The following is a 23,136-nucleotide window of genomic DNA, read 5'->3' on the forward strand; positions in this document are numbered from 1 at the left end:
TGCAACAAACTACACCAAGAAACGCTATGGCAATTAGTAAAACCAAGATGGAATACCTTTTGCCTTCACCTTTTGTTCTGATAGTGATAACTGATAAAAAGCCAAATAATGAAAGTGCTATTATCACTAAAATGATCTCTTGCATGTGAATTCTCCTTTTTTTAAGACTTTTTTGTTTTTGCGGAGGCCGAATTGCATTCACAGCCAAAAAGCACACAAGGGGTTACGGGCCGTTAAGGGGTGTTCTGCAGCCCTTTACGGATCGTTAAGACCAATTTATTTGTGGCAGCTGCGGGCAGCTGTCTGTTTACAAAAAAATTGGCGGCCCTTGTGTGCTTTTATGAAACACGGATAGTAACGCGGCGGGCGTGCCCGGCGTGTTGCTTGCCGATGTTGAATGTGAAATGCTAAAGCCCCCGGACAGCTTTAGCTGGCCAAGGTGGGGGCGTTTGGCTGGACAAAAACAAAAAAGGCGTCTAAAAAAAGGATTTAATCATGCCGGCGGCTGCCGGCATTCGTTTTGCAGAAATGCGACCGGGGCTTTCCGGGAGCCTTTCTGCTTCTTTTTGGGTTTAAGATGCTGCTTCAGCAGCATCCAAGCAGGCTCGATGCCTGCGTTTTAATAAAAGAAAACTTTAGTTTTCTGACCATCCGAGAACTTCAAAGGAATCATCATAATCGATGACGCCGGCTGTCCTCAAAGTAATCAGGATATTTATTCTGTTTTCTTCCTAAAAATGATTTTACTTTTGTTGCTATATAGCCAGATAGCAGATCAAGTGATTTATTGATTAACCAGTCGAATAATAAGACACTGAGAATATATTTCATCTGCAAAATGTTCCTCCTTACCCGTGATATATATAAATATCAATTTTTCACTGCAAAGACTTTTATGGAATATGAAAAAATTTTTCAATGGGAATTTTGCAGAAATATCATAATTTGGGTAAGATTGAATTGTTGAGATTCATTTAAGAGTGTGAAAAAAATGCTGAAGATATGCTAAAAATTACCGATAGAGAGTATAAAGGTTGGAAAGAGTGGTAGACATGAAGAATATAAAGCACATTAAGAAGATGAAAAACAGTATTCTATTCTCAGTTGTATGGCGGTTTTTGTTTTTAGTATTTTATCCAGTAATTTTAGGGGCTGGATTGCCATTGATTGGAGTTAACTTGCCTTCAGAAACGCTGTTTATATTAAGTTTTATTGGTTGTATGATGGTTTGTTTAAGTACAGCGACTCATATAAGTAACCTCGTTAATATAAGAGAAGTTCTAAGACTGTATGATTCAATTGAAAGGGAACTTGTTGGGAATTATGCAATTGACGCTAAAGTGTTGGACGACATGCTTGATAACACCAGGGAAAAGTATCGTCTTCAAATATCTTTTGACAGAGAATATGACATAAAGGATTTACATGCTATTCAAGAATTGAATAAAGATGACCGAGCGGGAAAGTATTTTGATCAATATCTTAATGATGCTAATAATGTAAAAGATGAAATCCTTTATGCCACTATTCCGAAACGGACAGCAGAAACTTTCCTATACTCAGTGTTTAATTCAAAGACTGTATTCGGTGTAACCGGAAGGAATTATTTCCACAAATGGGATAAGGCCCGATTAGATGACGAATTACTGTCTATGTTCCAAGAGAAAGAAGAAAAAAAGAATACGGTTGAGCAGTGATAAAGTATCTGGAGATTTCTAGGTACTTTTTTTTTTTCTCAGCCCTACAAAAATTGTTGTTATAATTTATCAGACGAAAATAAAGATTGGAGTTAGCCCCTATGGACAATATAAGTGAATCAGAATTTAAAGCAGCATTAATTTCAGAAGTAAATAAAAGAAAACACTATGCACTTGGACCATATATTGCCGGCGCCATTAAAAAGATAAACTTTGAAGAGACTGGGAATATGTCTAAAGAAGGGAAGACTGAGGAAGATATTGAATTTGTAGTAGCTCCCGATCATATAGATGAATTTAAGGTTTCGAAGGCTCAAATAGAAACCTGTTGTCTATATGTTTATTCAGATAGAAAGCCTTCTCATTGTTTAAGAAGTATAAGCTTTACTCCTGAAGGTGGAAGTAGTCAAAATATGATAAAAAAAACAACAGTACCTAATATAACAAGTCAACCAACTTCTTCAGAAATCTACGAAAAATTCATTGATCTCGTAAAAAATACAGAATATGACGAAATAGAGTCGACATATCTTAAATCTGCATGTCAAAGTGGACAACAAGAAAATTGGCCGGCAGCGATAGTTATGTTGGGAGTTGCGGCAGAAAGGTTGTTAATTTTAATCACTGAAGCTTACCATAAATACCTTTTGAAAGAGGATGCTACAAAAGCTGAGAAATTCAAAAAAAATGTTGTGGATGCATACACAGCAAGTAAACGTTTAGATGGTTTATATAATGAAGTCGATGAAAAAGTTACGAAAAAATGGTTAGAAAAAATAAAAATGCATTTGCGTTCTTTTGATTTGCTTAGGCAATTACGTAATGATGCAGGGCATCCCTCAGAAGGGATTAAAGAGATAATAAAAGATACGGGCCACATAGAGCAATTCTTTAAGGATTACTATCATCTATATAAAAAATTTCATAAGCTAATTGAAGAGTTGCCAAAATAAAATATGTCCGGAGAGATCCGGGCGTTTTTTTATTTTGGCAAAACTTTCTTGTACTAAAGGAACATATGTTCTGTTAATATATAATCAAAAAATGTTTGAGGGTGTGATCAAGTGATAAAGGATCGAGGTTTAATGAAATGGGCAACTTCTATGATGTTGCCGGAGCACAACGAAATGTTAAAGCAGCTGAATCTTGAAATGGAAAAAATGAAGCGCCCTGAAAATGATGAACAAAAAATTGAAGCAATGGCCCTTATAATTAATGAAGCAAAACAAGGAAACCAACTTTTAAGAATCTCCTATTTTGAAAATGGCCATATTTCGTCCCTTACAGGCTTTGTAAGGTCTTTTAAGTACATTGAGAGGGAAATGTTAATAAAAACGAATGATGGGCATATTAAGGCTGTTTCAGTTGATAATTTGATCGAGGTGGAGCTGGCTGAAGGAGAAAAGTTTTATGATTGACTATGATAGCCTTCCTAAACGTACTTTTTTGACCGTAGATATGCGTAGCTTTTACGCCAGTGCATCTGCAGTTATGCTGGGCCTCGATCCCATGAAATGTTATCTTGCTGTGGTCGGCGATACTGAACGATCAGGAAGTGTTGTTTTAGCTGCATCACCGGCTCTAAAGAAACGCTTTGGTATTAAAACGGGATCGCGTCTTTATGAAATACCAGATCATCCTGAGATCCACATTGTAAATCCTCAGATGCGGATGTTTATTAAACTCTCTACAAATATAACTCACTTGTTTCATCAATTTGCGGCTCCTGAAGATATATTTACCTATAGTATCGATGAATCGATTATTCGTTCTGATCACCTGAAGAGGTTATGGGGAACACCGATGGATCTAGCGAAAAGAATACAAAATGCAATCTACAGAGATTTTGGTGTTCCAGCAACCGTAGGCATCGGTCCCAATATGCTGATGTCAAAACTAGCCTTAGATTTAGATGCGAAGAAAAGCCCTTCAGGAATTGCAGAATGGTCGTATGATGACGTTCAAACGAAATTATGGCCAGTTCATCCATTATCCAAAATGTGGGGCATAGGAAGACGAATGGAGAGGAATTTAAATCGAATGGGAATCGCCACAGTAGGACAGCTTGCAAATTATCCATTGGAGCTATTAGAAAATCGATTTGGCATCATGGGGAATCAGATTTATTATCATGCCCATGGTGTGGATCTTAGCGAGCTGGGCACGCCTATTAGGCAAGAGCAAATTTCTTTCGGGAAAAGCCAGATATTGTTGAGGGATTACAATGAAGAAGCTGAAATTAAATCAGCCATATTAGAAATGTGTGAAGAAGTGGCCAGCCGGGCTAGAAAGGCTAAAAAGGCAGGCAGAACCATTCATTTAGGAGTAGGTTATAGTCAAACAGTAGGCGGAGGCGGATTTTATCGGTCTTTAACGATAGATCAACCAACTAATATTACGATGAAACTTTATAAAGCGTGCCTTGGTTTATTTAAGAAGTTCTATCAAGGTCAAACGGTAAGGAGCATATCAGTTACACTAGGGAACGTAGTTGATGATAACCAATTTCAGATGTCTCTTTTTGAAGAAAACAGTGAAAAGGAACGTCAACTTGGCCATGTTATGGATTCTATTAGGGAAAAATACGGATCAGATGCGATTTTAAGAGCTATTTCTTATACAACAGCTGGAACTGCATTAAAACGGGCAAAGCTTGTGGGTGGCCATCAAGCATAAAAGTACATGAAGATAGTGAATGTCACTATTAATATTTCAAATTCATTAAACAAAAAGAGCCTGAAGTAAGTATCAGGCTCTTTTTTAAAAAAAAACACAAAAAACAAGATTTCTACTTGAAATCTTTTAAAAATTGTGATATAATACTATGTAAGTAGGCGTATGCCTTTTTGGATCAGCTTTTCTGTTTGATGATACGGGAATATCATCTTCAGTATCTGATGTGTTGATTGTTAGTCAACAACGTTACATTGACTATAATATCTCACAAGTTTACCGTTGTCAACTAGGTTTTTGTAAAAAAAGTGTTTTGACAATAGCATACATACTGATTAAGCAGATTTGATGGTTTCAAAAAGTGCATATTGCCTGCTTAAAATAAATTTAAGGAGGTAATGCACAGTGTGTAAATTAACGTTGCATTACAGAAGACCACATAAGGTTAGAGGACATTTTAGAAATTGTAAGGGAGGCCGTGTTTGGATTCCTGAACACGAAAGGGGTGGAACTTGGGTGAATGACCATTGCTACCCAGGTTTCTTGCCTGAACTTCCAAGTTAATACTGAAGGTCCTCAGTGGCCTTTCTGATTATTTCCTCGCTGTTTTGGCAGCTTAGTAGCTGCCCCCTTTTTTAAGAGATATCTCTTTAGTTAGCAACATTTAAAACTTCTATAGGATTTCAATTGCTAGACATGATATACTCGTTAGGAAGATATTTACTGGAAACAAGGGAGGCGGGGAAATGAAAAAGAAATTCATTGGATTCTTGGTCTTAGCTTCTTTTTTGTTGATGTTTAATACGGCTTCATATGCAAGTGGAACTGACGAAAACACAGAGAAATCAACTGCTGAATTGTTGGAAAGTGTAATGGATGATTTTGGATTATTCAGTTTTCAAATTGGCCGAACAGATCCGACGATTACAATTGGGATGGATCAAACCAAAAGTGAATCAAAACTTCGTGAATACTTAGATGATAATTTGTCTGAAGAAGCAAAGAAAAAGTATGAAATTTATATATTTAAAGAGGATATTGATAAGTTGAAACAAGAACATCAAAAGAGTTTACAGGAATAAAGCAGACCGACTAAGGTCTGCTTTTTTATATCAAAATTAGTTATACCACAAAGTAGCTTGATTTATTGTAATTAATTTATCAGTGTTTCCTTCATTTTCGAATTTAATGTGATAGCTTTTCCCTTTTTTTAAGTTCCAATTCATATGAAATTGGCCTTTCCATCCACCAGGTAAAGTAACCTTTTGGGCACGACCTTTAGCCCCACCTCTACCATCATCGTAAAATGCGGATACAGAAAACTTTCTCGCTGTTCCTTTATAGGTTACGATGAGGGTACTTGGATCTTTAAAAGTTTTTCCATATGTCCCTTTTCCAAGCCAAATGTTATAGTAAAAATCAAAGTAGCCTGATGAATATGTTTTTTTCAATACCTTTATTGGATTATCTGTAGGCTGCTCTTCTGTAAGTCTAATCATGCTTTTCAGCTGTTCAGTTGTATAAGGATGAATCTCTTTGTTATTTTCGTCAAAAATTTTGATTTGAGAAGCAATCTCTTCCTTCTTAGCTTCAATTTCATCCTGTGACAGAATTTTTTCCTCAATAGGCAAAGATTCTTTTACCTCTGCTGCCTCTACTTTGCTTGTTCCCATGAAATCAAAAAGAGAAATACCCAAAACAGCTGCTATTGACCAGTACTTGAAGTTTGCTTTCATATTGAACGGCTCCTTTATTCATTTTTTAATTTGCTAAAGTTGCATTGAATTTTCTTATGTTTTCTCACTGGTGAAATTCTTACTGAGGAATCCTATGGAGTATAGATACAGCTGATAATTTGAGCCATTAAAGCTGTGGAAGATATTCATGGGGTTTTGGGTTCTTTCGTAATGACTCAATCAGCAAAAGAGAAAAATTAAACGATAATGTGAAATCTAAATTAGTGTTGACGTTGGCAGCCAGTAATTTTTATCAAGACAAATTAACCCCTCCTTTGAATGATAATACAAAGCAAAACTACCATAGAGATCAGGAATATTACAACAAAAAACATCAAAATAATTGAAAATTATCTATATTTCTACAATTGTGTACATAATTATATGCTTTATGTACATATATTCTCTGAACAGTGAAACCAGCTGCAGCTGAAGAAAAGATGTTGCCGGTACCGGAAACCAGGAAGCCAGGTGCGGCTTGTCGTGATGTGGTAGCTGAAGAAAGAGATCGATGCCAGGCATCCAGGAGCGAACCAGCTGCAGCTGAAGAAAAGATGCTGCCGGTACCGGAAACCAGGAAGCCAGGTGCGGCTTGTCGTGATGTGGCAGCTGAAGAAAGAGATCGATGCCAGGCATCCAGGAGCGAACCAGCTGCAGCTGAAGAAAAGATGCTGCCGGTACCGGAAACCAGGAAGCCAGGCGCGGCTGTGTCGGTGATGCGCGCAGCTGAAGAAGATCAATGTCTGGAATTGTGAGACAGAACTATTTGGTCATAAAAAAGAACCAGTGGCTTCCTGGTTCTCATTGATTTATGGCCATAATTGGCTCTTATATATGTTTACGTACTTTTTGTTTCCTAGACGTCTTGTTAGTGCTGTCCACTTCAAATAGCTCCTGTCTAACCATTGGATAAACGAATTTATAAAATAGGTATCCAAGTGCAGAGCCTAGGGTGTTTAATATAAGATCATCTACATCAAAGCTTCTGTATGTGAGTCCAATCGCTGATGATATAGTAAATTGTGAGGTTTCTATGATGAGTGAAGCAATAAACCCAGCGATAATAACACGCTTTGCTTGTCTCATTCTGTTGAAAAGAAGAGGAAGAAAACATCCTAATGGGAACAAGAGTATTATATTTCCGCCGAGCTGATATACGGTTACGGATAAACTTGAGCCTGTTAGTGCATCCTTCATGGTGTTAAAAGGTATGAGGTTATTAGTTTCTTGGAAGCCTTCTGCGGCTCTGTCATGAATTAATAAAGGGTCAGTTGGAATTGGAAATAGCGTCATACAAATAACGCCTGTAAGATAAACAAAAGTAGCAAGTATATAAATACTTTTCTCTATTGTATATCTCGGCTTCTTTTGCACGAAAACAGCAAATAAACGGTAAACAACAAACAAAACATAAGCGTAAACAACGTACGGAATAATAAAACTATTAAGTAACACTATATCACCCTATTCTTATAATAAGCTGTTACTTAATTGTAAATGTCCCCGTATCCTCCTGTCGATGCTCCATTATTCTTCTTTTTCATAATAAAATAAAATTTCCCTTTAGTTTTATTTCCATAACTGTTTGTAGTTGAACCGTTTTGAGAGAACTTTTTAGAGCCAAGATATTTGGCTTTGCCTTTTTTCTGTTTTCTGTATAGTTCAATGTTAAAAGTGCCACCACTACCACCTGTGTCAGCATGAGTATAAATTTTAATATTACTAGCACCGCGGCTGTACGTTTTAGAAGTAACTTGATGTTTAAACTCAAACCAAAAATCATGCTTTGATGCAGCCAATGCAGCTGGTGCCGTTACAGGGAGTAGTAATGTAAAACTTAGAGCTGAAGAGACTAGAACTTTTTTAATTTTTTTCAAGAAAAAAACCTCCTTTAATATGGTAATCCAAAACAAAATTACCATATGGATTAAGCGGTTACAACAAAAAATATCAAAATAATTGAATATTCACTAATTCTCTACATTTTATGTGCATAATTACATATTTTATGTACATATGAGATGATATAAGTGTCACCGGCTTAATCTTTTGGAGAAGTAGCATACAGTCACCATGCCTACAATTTTAATTGGTTGTACATATTTTAAAGAGTTACAGAATAACATAGTAACAGATGAAAACTGTTACGGTGTTACAGTGTTAGTGGGATAATCTCAAATAAGTTGATGTTTAGTTGGGGGGAGAAGATGATATGAAGAAAAAAACGACTAACCAGGTCGAAGAAAGAAAAGTACGTTCGGATAAAAAAACACGAGTTAATCCTTCATTGGATGCAAATACACATGAAAAGCTGAAGAAGTTGGCCATTTCTTGTGATATGACAAAGACACAGTTAGCAGCTGAAATTCTTAAAATGGCGCTCAACAATGAGAGTGTAATTGACTGGTATCAAAAAAAATACAACAAAGACGATTCATATAGAATTATCCTTGCCCGTATTAATGGTGAATTGCATTATTCTTAACCAACTTTCCCCCAGGTGCGGCCAATTTTTTCCAGAGTTTAAAACAACTAGAACAAAGTTTTTGATTCTTATTATATTTTTCTTTTGACATCCGGACCGTTTTACCACAATGTTTACATTTCATTTTTATGACCTCCCTTTAATAGTATCAGCATTGCCAATAAAACAGATTTTATACAGATTAAGTGGATTCTAATGTTGCTCAGGGCGTCTGTGTTGCAACTAAAAAAAGTTTGTCATGCAATCCTCCCTTAAATGGCATAAAAAAAGAGCCTAGATTAATCCAGGCTCTTAAAAATCATAGTCGTATTCTTCTTCAATAGTTCCAGTGATTTTTTCAGTGATTAACTGACCTTCTTCAATCGTTTCTGAAGCTGACTTTGGATCAGCTGTTTTGTGTTCTACGTAGATCGATCCCTGATCAATTTTCTTCCTCAAATCACGAAATTCTTTCTTCATTTCTTCTCTCATGGCAATTAATTCATCATGAACATGACGATCTTTTTCTCTATTCTGCTGTTCCTCTTTCTGTTGTTGCATGTCCCTTTCTATGAGCTGAAAGGCATACTCTCTAAAGGTACCCTTACTCTTACCTTTACTGAATGTACTAATCTGCTCTAAAACAAAATCGTACATTTCATCAGACATTTGTGTTGTTCGGACATTAAAGAGTGGAATTCTTTTGTTTTTCCCCATTTCTAATCACCTAAATTGATTGTGCCTCTTTTTCATTTGCCTGTTTCTTTACTTGTTCAGCGCGGCTTAAAACTTCAAGGCCATATAAGTTGAGCAGTCTTGCATCCTCAGCAACTATATGATTTGATTCAGAAATATCACGGCCATATCTCTCTTCAGTAACCACACTAATTGATTCTTCAAGCACCTCGCCAACACCGCCAAAATAAAGGTATTTGTAAACCTTATCTTTTGGTGCAGGGAACGTATTTTCAGCTTGGGCTATTTTGATTTCTGTGTATTCTTTAAGAGATTTTTTGATGATATCAGTTAAATCAAATTTCTGACCGGTATTCCCGTCTCTTCGTTCCATCTTAGTTTTTCCAATATTTGAGTATATAAACTTTTCAAGCTCCCTAACGCTATCAAAGTGCTCTAGGAGTTTTTCTTTTCTCAATTTTTCTAAGTGCGCTAAAAACGGTGCTTCGGTATTAGAAACAAAAGAATCACGACTTTTTGGCGGTTTTAATCCAGCTGGTAGTAATACTAGATCATCTGTTCCGCCACCTAAATCACAAAAAACTACGTCATAATTTTTAAATTGTTCGGCATAGTCTTTATCTTCTAGGTCAAAGTTTTTCTTTATTGCCCATCTTGCTACTTCAGATTCGATCCTGCACGCTGCATCTTCCACTTTTATAGTAAGCTCTTTTTCTAATCCTAATGTCAGCACCTTTACTTGGTGAGTGCCCAAAAATTTAGATGCCATCCTTTTCTGCATTTCACTGAACTTATCCAATTTTTTAAGAAGCCAAATTGGTAGCATTGTTTGAAAGTATTCAATAGTAACTTCATTATCTTCACGTTTGCCTTTTAGCGCTTGGTAATAAGCAGTTGCAGCTAAAAATGTTACGTATGGAATATGTGACTCTACTTTATTATGTAACTTCTTGATGTGTTGGTTGCCTAACACTTCTGGTTCAGCAAGTTCACCAACTAGAAAATATCTCTCTGTTTCATCAATAACTGTAGAAACTAATAACCGGTCCTTTAAATCTGCCGGATCTTCAACGATACTCGTAAATTTTCCTTCAGCAGCTTCTTTAGATATCTCTACTACATTTGTAGGCAATTCAAAAAAATAACCATCAATTAAATTCATGTACATACTGTTTCCAAAGTCCACGTTCATACGAGAAATATTCATATTTTTATTCTCTCCTTTGATTTCACTTTCCTCAATACTAGCATCTTATATCACTAAAGTCAATAAAATGAAATCACATTTAAAAGCAGTGAATACAGGCTATTTGAGGATTATATAATAAAACTGAAATCAGTGAAATCAGTAGAGAAAAGTGATTTCAGGCCCGGGGCTTTACGTCAAAAAAAAAATCGTGTAAGATAAAGTCAAGTTAAGTCAATGTGAAAGTTTTGGCATTGAATTCTGGTTCTAGTTATTCTAAATAAACAACAAAAAACCCTGTTGTTTGCAGACAACAAGGTTAATAGATTTGATGATACATATTTTGTTTGCGAGCTATTTGCAAAATTGAATACAAATAAAGAATGACAAATAAAAAGTGTCCGATGTTGCAGCATCGAACACTTGGTTTGTAAGCCCTCACTTACAATGTTTAAGTTATGTCTTCATTTTACCGAAAACAAGTGTATACGTCAACACTTTTCGGCTATTTTTGGACGACAGAAAACCACTGTTTGGAGGGTATCAAACCGTGGATTTCTGTCGTTTTTTGTTTGTCACCCAGCTGCCGTTAAGGGGTGTAAAATAAACTGACGTCAGGAGTTGCCCCGTCCACCGCAAACCCGGGGATATACCACAATAAGCGTTCCTTGCTGCGCTTGTGGTGAATGGCGAGGACGGCCATTAACGGTCCGGAGAATGTGGATAAACCACTAGGTTGCTTGGCGCACTACGGTGCGGGCAACTATGGCCAAGCTTCTATGCAGCGGCACACAATTGAGTGTGACCGTGTGAGAGAACACGAGACAAACCCCATAGAAGTTGCATACAGGACAAGCATTGTATGTAAAAAGGTCATGGCAGGCGAAAGCCTGGCGATAGCAAGGCAGAACTGGAAACCTCAGACGTCTCTATGACGCTAGTTTCAAATCCTGATCGATTGCCTATGTCTGTCCGTTTTTATTTTTTTGCGCGACAGACATAGGCAATCGAAATTCGCCCTGTTTCCTAGAACAGTCAGCTATTCTGCTAGTTTCAAGTTCGCAAAGTCAAGAGAAAAACACTAAATAAATGCGAATTTCCTTAAAACCCAGAGGTTTTAAGTTCCTTTTTTAAGGGTTGTTCGTTTGATAGAACATTAGTATTTTAATATATTTTTCCTGTGGGATTTCACTAACGTATACTGTTATTCCCTTTGGCCTATCTTAAAAACTTGTATAGATTGTGTTTGAGCCGTTTAGTATGATATCAGTACATGCTTGGGTTCAGAGCATCAAAATGAGATTTGAACATTAAGCACTATGTACTAAATGTTCTGTGTTTTAAAATGTTTGATGATGCCGATAAGTATTAGGACTAGTTTTGTTTTTGAATAGCTGGAGGGAAGTGTATGTTGTCCAAAGTAAAAAAAGTACCGTCTCCCTATGTAGGCAATCTGTTGAATAAATGGCATGACTATATTATGCAGGAGAAGGTTCATGAGTCTATAGAGAAAAGAACTGAAATAAAGCAATTGTTAAGTCAGGCTGAAGATAATAAGGACCTGGTTGATTATTTTATTCTACTGGATCATCGTCATAGCCTTTGTTTTGATCAAGAGGCATCTATGGGTGATGTCGTTAATATGTTAAGTAAGGGAAGTCATGATCTTTTAATAAATTTTTATTTTGAATTGTTTGCAGGGGATTATGAGTTTTTTAAAAAAAATTATGTTAAAGCAATTTCTTTTTATGAAAAAGCTGAACAAAAGTTATCGAGTATTCCCAATATTGAGGAAACGAAGTTTGCGGAGTTTCACTATAAGATTGGAGTTGCTTATTATGAGATTGACCAGCATTTGGTGTCAGTCAACAAAGTAACTAAAGCCAGGGATATTTATAAAAAAAGTGATATGTGGAACCTCGAAGCTATTCAGTGCAGTTTGGTTGTCGGTATTAATTTGTATGATATGGGGCGTTTAGATGATGCGGATGCATATTTTCGTGATGCCTTGACTGAGGCCTTGGATCATGGCTATGATAAGCCTATAACTAAGATTTACCACAATCTTGGATTAGTCCATTGGCAAAAAGGTTCTCTTGAATTAGCTCTGCATTATTTTAGGGAAGCTTATTCGCATGAATGGTTGAGGGATTCGCCTAAAGGACAGCAAACTGTATACATGCTTTCAAGAGTTTTGTATACAATGGGGCAAAATGAAGAAGCTTATCACTGGTATGAATTAGGGATAGAAATGGCGCGTAAATTTGATGATCATGAGTATAAAGCAAAACACGACATTCTTTATCATCTTTATGAGCATACTTCCGTCTGTTCTATACTATTTGTTAATGAAAAGAAAATTAAAAGTTCAAGCGTATCATATAAAAAATAAAAATATTACTTTAGACGAATTAAATTAATTTTTTGCTGATTCTCTTTATTAACTTTTGTGAAATTGTATGTCAGATTATCTAACATATTGATTGTAATATCCAACAGAGTACGATAATCTACTAAACATCAGACATCTGATGTTTGTGAGCGTTAATTAAATTCATGGAGAGGTGCATATGATAATGGAATCTATTAAACATGAAACTAGTTCTTACGAGGATACAAAGAGGGGTACTTTTGGGGGAATTCGCGTAGCTGCAGTACAAGCTGAATCCGTATTTTTAGATTTAGAGCGAACTACCAATAAAGCATGTAAATTAATTGAAGAAGCAGCTGAGAAGGGTGCGGATTTAATTGCCTTTCCAGAGTGCTTTGTTCCGTCTTTCCCCAATTGGTACGAACTTCATGGGGAAAACAACTTAACTCGAAATTTAGATAAAGAACTATTTAAGCATTCTGTAGAGATGAATGGACAGCATATTCAAAAGATCGCGGAAGCTTGTTCTAAAGGAAATATTAATGCAGTTCTAGGTATAAATGAACGGATAGCCGGCACGACAGGGACAATGTATAATACTCAGGTTTACATTCAGAGGGACGGCACGATTGCTGGGAAGCACCAAAAATATGTGCCTACGACTGGAGAACGCTTTATTCACGCTCCAGGTAATACTGGTTATTACAATGCTTACAAGACAAATTTTGGGACTGTTTCAGGTTTAATCTGCGGAGAGAATTCTAATCCTCTAGGACAATACGCCGCAGCCACGTCCCATCCGGTTGTTCATGTTGCTTCTTGGCCTGCCTTCTTTGGTCCAATAATGCCAATGCATCACGCAATTGAGAGCGCATCTGCTGGGCTAGCCTATTCTCTCAAATGTTTTGTTGTAAGTGCGGTTGCTCGTATATCCGATGACCTAATTGAAGCTATTGGCATTGACGATACATCAAGAGATTACCTTAAAGAGCAGCAAAGTCTTAAGAAAGGTGCCGTTATTTTTGATCCGATTGGTCGCATAATTGCCCATGGTGACGGTAATGAGTCTGACCTCTTATTTGCAGACATCAATCTTGAAGATTGTATTATCCCTAAACTCATTCAAGATTTTGCAGGTCACTATAATCGTCCGGAAGTATTTGCGCCATTATTTTCTAAGCATGTTGAAACATTAGTATAGTTGGAGGAAAAGCAGTAATTAAGGAATTACCTTCACATGGTCAACTATGGGGACTCGTATACTTATCACAACCTGTGTAGCAAAATACAAACTATACAGGTTGTCTCCATCAATAAGGATTTATGCTAATGTAAGCAATGGGATTTTGAATTTGAATTAGCATATAGTGAATGATAGACTTTTTATATTAAGTCAAACATCAGATGTTTAACTTATGTAAAAAGAGAGGGGAAATAGTTCTATGCCAGAGAATTTTTCTAAGATACAAAAACGAAAGCTTGTTGATGAGGTCCTAACACAACTACAAACGATGATTCAATCTGGAAAATATGTTATTGGGGATAAACTACCTTCCGAATCAGAACTTATGAATTTACTTAATGTTGGTCGGTCTACAGTGAGAGAAGCTATAAAGATATTAGCGCATACTAATGTAGTAGAAGTGAGGCAGGGTGATGGTACATACATCGTAGCACTCCCAAAAGAAACATTAGATAAAAGATTATTGAGAGCTAATAAAATTGAAATTAATGAGGTAAGAGCTATGCTTGAAGTTCAAATAGCTATGTTGGCTGCTGAGCGGAGAACAACTGAAGATTTGAAAAAAATAAGAAATGCTCTCAATAAAAGAAAAATATTCTTTGATGCAGGTAAGTATTCTAACTATGTAAAATCAGATATCGAATTCCATATTGCTATAAGTGAAGCCAGTCATAATTCTCTACTGATAGACATGTATCGGAACTTTTTATATGTATTAGAACAGATAATGAGCACACTGATTCTTGATACTAAAGATAATAAGGAAACGGCATATCAAGAAAATGCTTATTTCCATGAGAAGCTCTTTGAGGCAATAAAAGAAAAAAATGTTGAAGAAGCAAAACGATGGGCAGAGAAAAATATAAAAATTAATTGGATTTGATATTTTTTAATTTACTCTAAGTGAGGAAACTAGTTTATGATAGAAGAAAAAGATCGTACATTTGGGATTATTTATGGAATTATTGCTTACACTATATGGGGTTTATCTCCTCTTTATTGGAACTTGTTAGATAGCGTACTTCCATTTAAAATACTCGTACACCGTATTTTTTGGGGTCTTATTTTCTTATTAATTGTCCTTTTAATTACGAAGAAAATTCGTTTGTTTTTAACAAACATTAAACTCCTTTTATTAAATCCCAAACTCTTAGCACTTGTTATTATCTCTTCCTTACTCGTTAGTGCTAATTGGTTACTTAATATCTGGTCTGTTAACAATGGATATGTTATAGAGAATAGTTTAGGGTATTACATTAACCCACTTGTTAGTATTTTGCTAGGAACTATTTTTCTAAAAGAAAAATTAAATTTTTGGCAAGTACTATCAATCCTTCTTGCTACTATTGGCGTCATTATTTCAACTATTGACTATGGAAAATTTCCTTATATAGCATTATCAATTGCTTTATCATTTGGTTTATATGGATTACTAAAGAAGTCCTCAACTTTCGACGTTTTATTAGCTCAAACATTTGAAATGGTCCTTATCGTTCCGTTTGCGATAATTTATTTACTCAAGCTACAACTCAATGGAGCGACTAGTTTTGGTTCACAATCAGCTATTACAACGATATTATTAATTGGCACTGGAATAATAACAATTATTCCGCAATTGCTCCATGTTAATGCAGTAAAAAGGATTACACTAACGCTATCAGGTTTTATTCAATATATTATTCCAACTCTTACATTAATATTAGGGATATTTGTTTTTCGAGAGGCATTCTCGTTTTTACAATTTATTTCTTTTTCCTTCATATGGATAGGCGTGTTATTATTCTCGTTTTCAAATTTCCCATTTATGCAACGTTTATCACCACTGAGCAAAAAAGATTTAAATTTGATGTGATAGTCTAACAAACATCAGACGTATGATGTTTGTTAAATAGCTGCCTTTTATCATGTTTACAAAGGTCTACACCAATGTTTTTAAGGATAGCTAAAAGCTAAGTGTCAACTTTCGATTAAGTTGTCACTTAGCTTTTAAACGTCCAATTAATTGTTTTATTTTGCATATAAACATCATAGAAAAAACAGATGAGAAATAGGGTGTTTTTTTGCAAGTCTAAAAATTTTAAATTCTGATAGGTAAGCTAAGTAATATTGTGAATGTTTTCAAACAGGCAGATTAGCTCAATCAGAATGTTATAATAATCATATTGTGTACTTATTAGAGGTGATTAGTTTGAAGATTAAAAAGGCGCGTGAAGAAGATATAAAAGCCGTAGCAAGAGTTTATGTTGATAGTTGGAGGACTACTTATCGTGGTCTAGTACCTGACGATTATCTGGACGAATTGTTGTACGAAGATGCAGAAAAAAGATGGATTGATTTTTTAAACAATGAAAAGGAGTCCTTTATTTATATTGCAATGAATGCTGCAGGAAACATTATAGGTTTCGCATCATGTAAAAGCATTGATGACGAAAATTTTGATGGAGAATTATACTCGCTTTATCTGTTAAAGGAATCTAGAGGATTAGGTGTAGGTAGACAACTGGTTTCAGCTATTGCCAAGCATTTTAAAGAAAAAGGTATTGCATCTATGATGGTGTGGGTAATGGAACAAAATAAATCCGGACTTGGTTTTTATGAACGTATGGGTGGCAAGGAATATCTTCATAGGAAGAGTGAATTTGGAGGAACGGTAGTAGATGATGTTGCTTATGGCTGGAGAGATGTCTCAATACTATGCATTGAAGAAAATTAAAACCTATATCTTGTTGAGCTAAAGGGGGTACTACTTCAATAACTTCAAATTTAAAAAATAAATAATGCAAGTATTACTGTTATTTTGATGACATAATAAAGAGCACCCAAGAGGGTACTCTGCATACTACAAATTATTTTTTTCTTTTAACTCTAAATAAACTGCTGCCATATCTAGCTTTGCTTTTCCACTTTCTTTTGCAGAACGATAAGTAGTATTTGCTACCTCAGCAAGTGGTAATATGGTTTCCAGGCGATCTGCCTCAGCTTTTACTAATCCTAGATCTTTAGACATTAGTTCGAGCATAAATGCAGAAGGGAATTCCTCTTTACGGTACATCTCTTTTTTCCCTTGGAATAGAGGTGTATTCATTCCGGAAAGGGAAATCATTTCTAATACTTTCTCTTTATCTAATCCTGATTTCTCTGCTAATAATACTGTTTCTCCAATACCTTGTCCAATAATGCCAAGTAATAAATTAATGGCTAATTTTGCTGAGCTACCTTTGCTATTTGAACCAAAATGAATCGTTTCTTTACCTAATAAATTAAAATAAGGCTGGCAAACTTCTTTAGCTTTCTTTTCTCCACCCACAAGCATAACTAATTGGCCTGCTATTGCAGCTCCTACTGAACCAGAAACTGGTGCATCTAAGTATATGCCGCCTCTTTCGGATACCAGCTTCGCAAATGACAATGAATCTTCTGGTGAAATGGTACTCATGTCTACTATGACTTTTCCTGGTTGAATAGCATTTAATACTCCGTTGTCTTGAGTTAATACGGCTTGTACAGCATTAGAGTCCGATAACATCATAAAAATAATATCTGATTGTTCTACTACTTCTTTTGGTGAATTTAGTTTAGTTGCTCCAGATTCTACTAAAGAGGTTGTTTTTTCTAGAGAACGATTATATACATTCACTTTGTAGCCTGCCTGTAAAAGATTCTTTGCCATAGGTGCCCCCATATAACCTAATCCAATCCATCCTAATGTATGCATTTTTTCTATTCCTCCTGTCAAATTAGCTTTAAAAATAAAGATGATAGACCGCCATCTCCTAGTGAATGGCGGTCTATCTAAGTCTCATTTCTGTTAGAAATAAAATTGTATTGAAGTTCTTAGGAACGTTTTTGCTGTGCTGCGGCTTGAACTAGTCCCTCGATCCAGTCTTGGTGACCATTAATCATTGGGTTTGGCTTTGTTACTGCCAACTCTTTAGCTGCCTTCCCATTTTGCGTTTCTTGAGTGAGAATACGTACACGGCCTCCAGGTAGGTCTTCTATTAACCAAGCGTGATGAACGTGCAAAGCATCATCTTCTGTTGAGCCTTCTTCCCAACCGTGCCATGCCAATCTTGCAGGTGAGTTATTGGTAGGTGGCTCGTACTCTAATACCTCCGCCTCTATAGGGAAGCCGAAGGTAGTGAATCGGAAGTGAGCACCTTGGCTTAATTCAGGTCCCGTAACGTTGTGGAAACGAATGTCTGCAACATTGCTGTAGTATGATTCCCATTTTGAAGTATTATTGAGATACTCCCAAACCTCGGCAGCAGATTGGTTAGCTACGATGATTTCATTGGAAGCAAAGTTGTCAGTCATTCCTGGTAGGTAGCCTTCAGGCCAAATGATTTCATTCATTGTATACATCCTTTCATTTTATCTAAATTTAATTTGTTTTTTAATACGAAATTTATTCTAAACTAAGTTGCGTGTACATGCAACTATTTTTTAATGTATGTACACGCAATTGTTTTTTATGATAAAATTTGTTTGTAAAAAATCTTCCTAGGGAGAGCCAATTATACGTCTTTATATTGTAGGCATTACAGTCGAAGGTTGCTGATAGACATGTGTTCTAATATACCCATATAATATACAATAAAAAAAATTACAATAATAAATGGTTATAATATGTTTGAAAGGAGGGGACTGTATGGCTAAACCAATCAATCAATCCTTGAATGAATGTTTGTTTTTCACTGTAAAAAAACTAGATCGTATACTAGACAAAGTAGCAGAAGAAGCGTTCAAAACAACTGGTTTGTCTCCAACATACGGCTTTATTATTTTGGCTGTTAATGAAAATTCTGGAATAGCTCAAAAAGAGCTTGCAGAATTACTGCATACAGCACCTTCTACAATTGCTCGCTTTGTTCAAAAATTAGAACAAAAAAATCTTGTTTATAATGAACAATCTGGCAGAAGCACTTTAACTTATCTCACAGATGAAGGAGGGGCTTTGGCAAAGCGAGTGAAGGAGTCTTGGGATCATTTGCATAACATTTTTTCCGATGTCTTAGGGGAAAAAGAACACGATGAGCTAGCCATCCATATTAGTCAAATTGGAGATCAATTAAAAACAAATAAATAAATTCATTGGTCGCATGAGCTGCTTTATAAATAATTATTGTAAACTCAGTAAAAGAGAGTAACTCTTTTAGGAAAAACTCGGTGGTACTAACCTATAATAGCAAACCTACAATATAAAAATAGAAGCTCTAATTCCTTTTTTGAACTGTGCCCCACATTACGGACAGTTTAAAAAAGTGCCTATGCTGCTAATAAGTAACCCCGGTATTGTGCCGGGGTCATTTTCATTAATCCCCATTGATAACGGTAGTTGTTATAATCCTCTATTACTCTATCGATTTCTATTTTCACTTCAGATATACTTTCACACGTTTTAAATTCAGCTAAGTCCTTGAAGTGGCCAAAGAATCCTTCCATTGGGGCATTGTCCCAACAATTCCCCTTGCGGGACATTGATTGTGTTAGTCCTAATTTCTTTACTTTCATCTGGAATTCAGGATGAGTATAGTGAAACCCTTGATCTGAATGCAAGATTGCTTCCGGATGGAAGTGGCCATTTACTGCTTTTTCTAACTTTATCAGTGTCTTATGTGCAATATCCATTTTCAAGGAAGTTGATAAATAATAAGCTAGGATTTCTTTCGTTGGTCCATCTTTAACACAAAAGCCTTCTGTCCATTACCATAATAAATATAGGTAATATCCGTAAGTAACACTTTCCCTAGCTCTTCCTGGCTAAATTCACGATTAAGGATATTGGGGCAGGTACATGTTCCTGAGTCGCTAATCTTCTCTTGTGAAGGTAGCTGGGTTTTTAAAGTTCGATGTGCAAAATAACACTTAAAATAAGCGCAAATTATCGAACAAAGTGACAAACTATGATTTTATCAGTCTCCTACACTTGTATCAATAGAGTACACTCTATTGATATATAATTAGACTAATAAATTGAAAAATTACAGAAATGGGATGATGCTAAATGAAAATTGCGAGAGGTAGGGAATTGCTTACATCAGAACAGAGACAGGCTCTTATGCAAATTCCTGAAGATGAGTGGGTACTAGCAACCTACTATACTTTATCAAAACAGGATTTAGAAATTATAAATAAGCGAAGGAGAGAAGAAAACCGTTTAGGATTCGCCATTCAATTAGCCGTTCTTCGGTATCCCGGTTGGCCATACACTCATATCAAAAGTATCCCGGATTCAGTCATACATTATATATCGAAACAAATCGGTGCCACTCCTTTTTCGCTTAGTCTTTATCCCCAAAGAGAAAATACACTTTGGGATCATTTAAAAGAAATTCGTAATGAATACGACTTTGTAACTTTTACTCTAAAGGAATATCGAATGACATTTAAGCATCTTCATCAATTAGCTTTTGAAAATGGTGATGCTATTCATCTACTTCATGAATGTATTGATTTTCTAAGAAAAGGCAAAATCATACTGCCTGCTATCACTACACTTGAAAGAATGGTGTGGGAGGCAAGGGCAATGGCTGAAAAGAAGCTATTTAATACGGTTAGTGAATCTCTAACAAATAAACAAAAAGAAAAACTTGAAGAGATCATTACTTCACAGCATCCATCCGAATCCAATAAAACGATATTGGGCTGGTTAAAGGAGCCACCGGGTCATCCTTCACCCGAAACTTTTCTAAAAGTAATAGAACGACTCGAATACATACGAGGAATGGAATTAGAAACGGTAAAAATTAGTCATTTGCATCGCAATCGCCTGTTACAGCTATCTCGTTTAGGTTCAAGATATGAGCCTTATGCATTCCGTGACTTTCAGGAAGATAAGCGCTATTCGATATTAACCGTCTATTTAATAAATCTTACTCAGGAGTTAACTGATAAAGCTTTTGAAATTCATGACAGACAAATACTCAGTTTGTTATCAAAAGGCCGTAAGGCTCAAGAGGAAATTCAGAAACAAAACGGTAAAAAGCTAAATGAGAAAGTTATACACTTTACGAACATCGGACAAGCTTTGATCAAGGCAAAACAGGAAAAATTAGACGTTTTTGAGGCTTTAGAATCCGTTATCGAATGGAATTCTTTTGTCTCTTCGGTCGAAGAAGCTCAGGAGCTTGCACGTCCTGCTGACTATGATTATTTAGACTTATTGCAAAAAAGGTTTTATTCACTAAGAAAATATACGCCAACGCTATTAAGGGTATTGGAATTTCATTCTACAAAGGCAAATGAGCCACTTTTACAAGCTGTTGAGATTATCCGAGGAATGAACGAATCCGGAAAACGAAAAGTACCTAATGACTCACCTGTGGATTTTATTTCAAAACGATGGAAAAAGCATTTATACGAGGATGATGGTACAACAATAAATCGTCATTACTATGAAATGGCTGTTTTAACAGAACTTCGGGAGCATGTTCGGGCAGGAGATGTTTCCATTGTTGGCAGCAGACAATATAGAGATTTTGAGGAATATTTGTTTTCTGAAGATACATGGAATCAAGCGAAGGAGAATACGAGATTATCAGTTAGTTTATCATTCGAAGATTATATAACGGAGAGAACAAGCAGCCTTAATGAAAGGTTAAAGTGGTTAGCTGCCAATTCCAACAAGTTGGATGGAGTTTCTCTTGAAAAAGGAAAGCTGTCTCTTGCACGCTTAGAAAAAGATGTTCCAGAAGAGGCAAAAAAATTTAGTGCAAGCCTGTATCAGATGCTACCAAGAATAAAATTAACTGATTTACTGATGGATATTGCTTATATAACAGGATTTCATGAGCAATTTACTCATGCTTCCAATAATCGAAAACCGGATAAAGAAGAAACGATTATTATTATGGCTGCTCTTTTAGGAATGGGACTAAATATTGGATTGAGTAAGATGGCAGAAGCAACACCCCGACTTACATATAAGCAATTAGCCAATGTATCTCAATGGCGCATGTATGAAGACGCAATGAATAAAGCCCAAGCCGTATTAGTAAATTTTCATCACAAATTACAATTGTCTTCCTATTGGGGAGACGGTACAACTTCTTCGTCAGACGGAATGAGAATGCAGCTAGGTGTTTCATCACTACATGCAGATGCAAACCCACATTACGGAACTGGAAAAGGAGCCACCATCTATCGATTTACGAGTGATCAATTCTCTTCTTACTACACAAAAATTATTCATACTAATTCAAGGGATGCAATTCATGTTTTGGATGGTTTATTACACCATGAGACAGATCTAAACATTGAGGAACATTATACAGACACAGCTGGTTACACAGACCAAATTTTCGGATTAACTCATTTATTAGGATTTAAATTTGCTCCAAGGATAAGAGATCTATCGGACTCAAAATTATTTACAATAGATAAAGCAAGTGAGTATCCAAAACTAGAAGCTATTTTACGTGGACAAATAAATACAAAGGTCATTGAAGAAAATTATGAAGATGTTTTGCGGTTAGCCCATTCAATAAGAGAAGGAACAGTCTCAGCATCCCTTATTATGGGGAAATTAGGTTCTTATTCAAGACAAAACAGCTTAGCTACAGCCTTACGTGAATTGGGGCGAATAGAAAAAACGATCTTTATTCTTAATTACATTTCAGATGAATCTCTAAGAAGAAAAATACAAAGAGGATTGAATAAAGGAGAAGCCATGAATGGACTGGCAAGAGCTATTTTCTTTGGAAAACAAGGAGAGCTTAGGGAACGAACCATACAGCATCAATTGCAAAGAGCCAGTGCTTTAAACATAATTATCAATGCCATCAGTATTTGGAATACCTTACATCTAACAAAAGCAGTTGAATATCAAAAACGGTCAGATAGTTTTAATGAAGAATTATTGCACCATATGTCACCTCTAGGTTGGGAACATATTAATTTACTTGGAGAATACCATTTTAATTCAGAAAAAATGGTCTCGTTAGATTCTTTAAGACCATTGAAACTTTCTTAACGTTGTTAAAAATGGGGGAATCGGCTTGAAAATGGGCTTAGCGTTGTAAATCCGCATTTTCCTGACGGTACCCCAGAAAGAAAAACTAGAATTAGATAA

At 35.9% G+C, this 23,136-nt stretch carries 22 protein-coding genes and 1 pseudogene; 14 read left to right on the plus strand and 9 right to left on the minus strand.

Annotated elements, in window-relative coordinates; translation table 11 throughout:
* Positions 1-672 precede the first annotated feature (672 nt).
* Positions 673-837: a hypothetical protein gene (locus KXZ66_RS22230; protein ID WP_219145023.1), complete on the minus strand. Its 165-nt coding sequence runs from the start codon at positions 835-837 to the stop codon at positions 673-675.
* Between the two features lie 215 nt (positions 838-1,052).
* On the opposite strand from KXZ66_RS22230, the gene KXZ66_RS22235 reads away from it, so the two are divergent.
* The 5 genes from KXZ66_RS22235 to KXZ66_RS22255 all read left to right on the plus strand — a co-directional run bounded on the left by KXZ66_RS22235 (position 1,053) and on the right by KXZ66_RS22255 (position 5,452).
* Positions 1,053-1,697, plus strand: coding sequence for a hypothetical protein (locus KXZ66_RS22235; protein WP_219145024.1), 645 nt, complete (start codon positions 1,053-1,055; stop codon positions 1,695-1,697).
* Positions 1,698-1,798: 101 nt separating this feature from the next.
* Entirely contained in the window at positions 1,799-2,650 is an 852-nt protein-coding gene (locus KXZ66_RS22240; RefSeq protein ID WP_219145025.1) for a hypothetical protein, read from the plus strand.
* Between the two features lie 132 nt (positions 2,651-2,782).
* Positions 2,783-3,115, plus strand: coding sequence for a YolD-like family protein (locus KXZ66_RS22245; protein WP_219145026.1), 333 nt, complete (start codon positions 2,783-2,785; stop codon positions 3,113-3,115).
* Positions 3,108-4,373, plus strand: a complete 1,266-nt coding sequence (locus KXZ66_RS22250) for a Y-family DNA polymerase (protein ID WP_219145027.1) — start codon at positions 3,108-3,110, stop codon at positions 4,371-4,373. Before KXZ66_RS22245 ends, KXZ66_RS22250 begins: the two co-directional genes overlap by 8 nt.
* A gap of 743 nt (positions 4,374-5,116) precedes the next feature.
* Positions 5,117-5,452 (plus strand): YolC/YozM family protein, encoded by a 336-nt coding sequence (locus KXZ66_RS22255; RefSeq protein ID WP_013603282.1) that lies wholly within the window; start codon positions 5,117-5,119, stop codon positions 5,450-5,452.
* 36 nt (positions 5,453-5,488) lie between these two features.
* Here KXZ66_RS22255 and KXZ66_RS22260 read toward each other — a convergent pair whose 3' ends face one another.
* Positions 5,489-6,106, minus strand: a complete 618-nt coding sequence (locus KXZ66_RS22260; RefSeq protein ID WP_013603283.1) for a hypothetical protein — start codon at positions 6,104-6,106, stop codon at positions 5,489-5,491.
* 440 nt (positions 6,107-6,546) lie between these two features.
* Between KXZ66_RS22260 and KXZ66_RS22265 the strand changes: the two genes are divergently transcribed.
* Positions 6,547-6,861, plus strand: coding sequence for a hypothetical protein (locus KXZ66_RS22265; RefSeq protein WP_219145028.1), 315 nt, complete (start codon positions 6,547-6,549; stop codon positions 6,859-6,861).
* Positions 6,862-6,934: 73 nt separating this feature from the next.
* Here the strand turns inward: KXZ66_RS22265 and KXZ66_RS22270 are convergent, their stop codons facing one another.
* Both KXZ66_RS22270 and KXZ66_RS22275 read right to left on the minus strand, forming a co-directional pair.
* Entirely contained in the window at positions 6,935-7,561 is a 627-nt protein-coding gene (locus KXZ66_RS22270; RefSeq protein WP_013603286.1) for a VanZ family protein, read from the minus strand.
* 32 nt (positions 7,562-7,593) lie between these two features.
* Positions 7,594-7,983, minus strand: a complete 390-nt coding sequence (locus KXZ66_RS22275; RefSeq protein WP_013603287.1) for a hypothetical protein — start codon at positions 7,981-7,983, stop codon at positions 7,594-7,596.
* A gap of 335 nt (positions 7,984-8,318) precedes the next feature.
* On the opposite strand from KXZ66_RS22275, the gene KXZ66_RS22280 reads away from it, so the two are divergent.
* Positions 8,319-8,591 (plus strand): hypothetical protein, encoded by a 273-nt coding sequence (locus tag KXZ66_RS22280; protein WP_013603288.1) that lies wholly within the window; start codon positions 8,319-8,321, stop codon positions 8,589-8,591.
* 291 nt (positions 8,592-8,882) lie between these two features.
* On the opposite strand, the gene KXZ66_RS22285 is transcribed toward KXZ66_RS22280, so the two are convergent.
* A complete protein-coding gene (locus KXZ66_RS22285; RefSeq protein ID WP_013603290.1) occupies positions 8,883-9,287 on the minus strand; it encodes a hypothetical protein in 405 nt (134 codons plus the stop codon).
* A gap of 10 nt (positions 9,288-9,297) precedes the next feature.
* Positions 9,298-10,473: an Alp7A family actin-like protein gene (locus tag KXZ66_RS22290; protein WP_013603291.1), complete on the minus strand. Its 1,176-nt coding sequence runs from the start codon at positions 10,471-10,473 to the stop codon at positions 9,298-9,300.
* 1,387 nt (positions 10,474-11,860) lie between these two features.
* Between KXZ66_RS22290 and KXZ66_RS22295 the strand changes: the two genes are divergently transcribed.
* The 5 genes from KXZ66_RS22295 (at position 11,861) to KXZ66_RS22315 (ending at position 16,779) form a co-directional block, all read left to right on the plus strand.
* Entirely contained in the window at positions 11,861-12,844 is a 984-nt protein-coding gene (locus KXZ66_RS22295) for a tetratricopeptide repeat protein (protein ID WP_219145029.1), read from the plus strand.
* 184 nt (positions 12,845-13,028) lie between these two features.
* On the plus strand, positions 13,029-14,024 hold the full coding sequence (locus KXZ66_RS22300; protein WP_219145030.1) for a carbon-nitrogen hydrolase family protein: 996 nt from the start codon (positions 13,029-13,031) through the stop codon (positions 14,022-14,024).
* A 241-nt stretch (positions 14,025-14,265) separates the two neighbouring features.
* The gene (locus KXZ66_RS22305) at positions 14,266-14,949 is read left to right on the plus strand and encodes a FadR/GntR family transcriptional regulator (RefSeq protein ID WP_219145031.1); all 684 of its coding nucleotides are present in this window, start codon (positions 14,266-14,268) and stop codon (positions 14,947-14,949) included.
* A gap of 36 nt (positions 14,950-14,985) precedes the next feature.
* Positions 14,986-15,918: an EamA family transporter RarD gene (gene rarD, locus KXZ66_RS22310; protein ID WP_219144985.1), complete on the plus strand. Its 933-nt coding sequence runs from the start codon at positions 14,986-14,988 to the stop codon at positions 15,916-15,918.
* 327 nt (positions 15,919-16,245) lie between these two features.
* Positions 16,246-16,779 carry a GNAT family N-acetyltransferase gene (locus KXZ66_RS22315; protein WP_257475340.1) on the plus strand — a complete coding sequence of 178 codons (534 nt, stop codon included), beginning with the start codon at positions 16,246-16,248 and terminating at the stop codon, positions 16,777-16,779.
* A gap of 126 nt (positions 16,780-16,905) precedes the next feature.
* Here KXZ66_RS22315 and KXZ66_RS22320 read toward each other — a convergent pair whose 3' ends face one another.
* Together KXZ66_RS22320 and KXZ66_RS22325 are read right to left on the minus strand one after the other, a co-directional pair.
* Positions 16,906-17,781, minus strand: a complete 876-nt coding sequence (locus KXZ66_RS22320) for an NAD(P)-dependent oxidoreductase (RefSeq protein ID WP_219144987.1) — start codon at positions 17,779-17,781, stop codon at positions 16,906-16,908.
* A 119-nt stretch (positions 17,782-17,900) separates the two neighbouring features.
* Entirely contained in the window at positions 17,901-18,419 is a 519-nt protein-coding gene (locus tag KXZ66_RS22325; RefSeq protein WP_219144988.1) for an SRPBCC domain-containing protein, read from the minus strand.
* A 295-nt stretch (positions 18,420-18,714) separates the two neighbouring features.
* Here KXZ66_RS22325 and KXZ66_RS22330 point away from each other — a divergent pair, with 295 nt between their 5' ends.
* The gene (locus KXZ66_RS22330) at positions 18,715-19,152 is read left to right on the plus strand and encodes a MarR family winged helix-turn-helix transcriptional regulator (protein ID WP_219144989.1); all 438 of its coding nucleotides are present in this window, start codon (positions 18,715-18,717) and stop codon (positions 19,150-19,152) included.
* A gap of 179 nt (positions 19,153-19,331) precedes the next feature.
* Here KXZ66_RS22330 and KXZ66_RS22755 read toward each other — a convergent pair.
* A pseudogene (locus KXZ66_RS22755) lies at positions 19,332-19,852 on the minus strand (IS3 family transposase); the annotation flags it as partial.
* Positions 19,853-20,070: 218 nt separating this feature from the next.
* Between KXZ66_RS22755 and KXZ66_RS22340 the strand changes: the two are divergent.
* Positions 20,071-23,037 carry a Tn3 family transposase gene (locus tag KXZ66_RS22340; protein ID WP_219144991.1) on the plus strand — a complete coding sequence of 989 codons (2,967 nt, stop codon included), beginning with the start codon at positions 20,071-20,073 and terminating at the stop codon, positions 23,035-23,037.
* Positions 23,038-23,136 lie beyond the last annotated feature (99 nt).

The sequence above is a fragment of the Bacillus sp. LJBS17 genome (assembly GCF_019334685.1).
GTDB lineage: Bacteria > Bacillota > Bacilli > Bacillales > Bacillaceae > Bacillus > Bacillus subtilis.

What these genes read in the sequence shown, in the direction of transcription:
- KXZ66_RS22340 (WP_219144991.1), top strand. Translation starts at nt 20,071, where the DNA reads ATGAAAATTGCGAGAGGTAGGGAATTGCTTACATCAGAACAGAGACAG.
- KXZ66_RS22240 (WP_219145025.1), top strand. Translation starts at nt 1,799, where the DNA reads ATGGACAATATAAGTGAATCAGAATTTAAAGCAGCATTAATTTCAGAA.
- KXZ66_RS22325 (WP_219144988.1), bottom strand. Translation starts at nt 18,419, where the DNA reads ATGAATGAAATCATTTGGCCTGAAGGCTACCTACCAGGAATGACTGAC.
- KXZ66_RS22245 (WP_219145026.1), top strand. Translation starts at nt 2,783, where the DNA reads ATGAAATGGGCAACTTCTATGATGTTGCCGGAGCACAACGAAATGTTA.
- KXZ66_RS22235 (WP_219145024.1), top strand. Translation starts at nt 1,053, where the DNA reads ATGAAGAATATAAAGCACATTAAGAAGATGAAAAACAGTATTCTATTC.
- KXZ66_RS22255 (WP_013603282.1), top strand. Translation starts at nt 5,117, where the DNA reads ATGAAAAAGAAATTCATTGGATTCTTGGTCTTAGCTTCTTTTTTGTTG.
- KXZ66_RS22300 (WP_219145030.1), top strand. Translation starts at nt 13,029, where the DNA reads ATGGAATCTATTAAACATGAAACTAGTTCTTACGAGGATACAAAGAGG.
- KXZ66_RS22260 (WP_013603283.1), bottom strand. Translation starts at nt 6,106, where the DNA reads ATGAAAGCAAACTTCAAGTACTGGTCAATAGCAGCTGTTTTGGGTATT.
- KXZ66_RS22265 (WP_219145028.1), top strand. Translation starts at nt 6,547, where the DNA reads ATGTTGCCGGTACCGGAAACCAGGAAGCCAGGTGCGGCTTGTCGTGAT.
- KXZ66_RS22305 (WP_219145031.1), top strand. Translation starts at nt 14,266, where the DNA reads ATGCCAGAGAATTTTTCTAAGATACAAAAACGAAAGCTTGTTGATGAG.
- KXZ66_RS22250 (WP_219145027.1), top strand. Translation starts at nt 3,108, where the DNA reads ATGATTGACTATGATAGCCTTCCTAAACGTACTTTTTTGACCGTAGAT.
- KXZ66_RS22320 (WP_219144987.1), bottom strand. Translation starts at nt 17,781, where the DNA reads ATGCATACATTAGGATGGATTGGATTAGGTTATATGGGGGCACCTATG.
- rarD (WP_219144985.1), top strand. Translation starts at nt 14,986, where the DNA reads ATGATAGAAGAAAAAGATCGTACATTTGGGATTATTTATGGAATTATT.
- KXZ66_RS22330 (WP_219144989.1), top strand. Translation starts at nt 18,715, where the DNA reads ATGGCTAAACCAATCAATCAATCCTTGAATGAATGTTTGTTTTTCACT.
- KXZ66_RS22280 (WP_013603288.1), top strand. Translation starts at nt 8,319, where the DNA reads ATGAAGAAAAAAACGACTAACCAGGTCGAAGAAAGAAAAGTACGTTCG.
- KXZ66_RS22295 (WP_219145029.1), top strand. Translation starts at nt 11,861, where the DNA reads ATGTTGTCCAAAGTAAAAAAAGTACCGTCTCCCTATGTAGGCAATCTG.
- KXZ66_RS22290 (WP_013603291.1), bottom strand. Translation starts at nt 10,473, where the DNA reads ATGAATATTTCTCGTATGAACGTGGACTTTGGAAACAGTATGTACATG.
- KXZ66_RS22285 (WP_013603290.1), bottom strand. Translation starts at nt 9,287, where the DNA reads ATGGGGAAAAACAAAAGAATTCCACTCTTTAATGTCCGAACAACACAA.